Annotated in this window: 1 pseudogene; it reads right to left on the bottom strand. The window is 44.0% G+C overall.

The features are described from left to right. Positions 1-1,055, bottom strand: a pseudogene (locus tag ACFILA_RS09585) (filamentous hemagglutinin); the annotation flags it as partial.

Below are 1,055 nucleotides of genomic sequence, written 5' to 3'. Positions count from 1 at the left end.
GAAAGAAATATCGCTATATTCCGTTTTTTCCGTGATGACGGGCGTGCTATCAGCTTCGTTTTTTAGAGTGTTGGTTTGGATATTTAAGTTTCCACCTGCTTGAATAGAGCCTGCTTTATTGACAAGGGAAAGGCTTTTTCCGCTGCCATCTGCATTGGTAAAAGATAAATCACCTTCTGCCATTATAGTGCCAAAATCATTCAACAAAGCCCCATCAACTTGTAAAGCACCATTGCCCTTCACATAGATTAAGCCCGTTTTGTTGTTGGTCACATTGCCCGTCACGCTAAAGGCTAAATCCTGCCCCGATGCCAATTGACCGCTATTTCCAAGCTCCCCCGTTTTGATCACGAAATCTCGTGCCGCTAAAACCAACGTTGTCTCATCAACCATAACGCTTGGAGCAATAAAGAGAATATCTCCAGTTCCACCCTGATCTGTCACGGCTTGTAGCAGCGCATTGTGAATATCAAGGGCATTGGTGCTTTGAAAGTCTAAACCGCCATAAGCCAATTCGCTCTCTGAGACATCAATATGATCTGCAATTAAATACAGCGTTTGCGGCGTGTAAATATGAGAACGATTATTGCTTAAATCGAGAGTGTTTGCTGTCAACCTCACATCCCCCTCAGCAGACAGCACATTCTCAACACTGATCTCTCCTGATACCGATGTCAATGTTGCGCTGCCATAGCCCATGACCTGATCATAATAGATGTCGTTGCCTGCAAAAATTTCAATATTGCCACCACTGGCAATCTGACCAACCTTCACCCCTTCTTTTGCTGTAATCAAAAGAAAGCCGTTTTTATCTAAAATAAGATCCCCTGAACCGCCCGTAGAAACGACACCTGTCATCAGTGTGCCTGCATCAAGGCTGCCAACCTTTAAAACAGCTTCTTCACCCGTCATCAGTGAAGAAAAGTCAACCGCCCCACCCTCAATATTTGCCTTACCATAGGCTAAAAGTTGTCTAAAATGAACGGGGGCATTTGTTGCTGGTTGTGCTTGAATGGCAACATTTTGATGCGACAGAATTGTTTGAGAAACAGATA

It is taken from the genome of Bartonella sp. CL71SXKL (genome assembly GCF_042194935.1).
Classification (GTDB): Bacteria; Pseudomonadota; Alphaproteobacteria; order Rhizobiales; family Rhizobiaceae; genus Bartonella.
The sequence above is the reverse complement of the archived record's forward strand: the minus strand, read 5'-3'. Positions and strand labels throughout refer to the sequence as shown.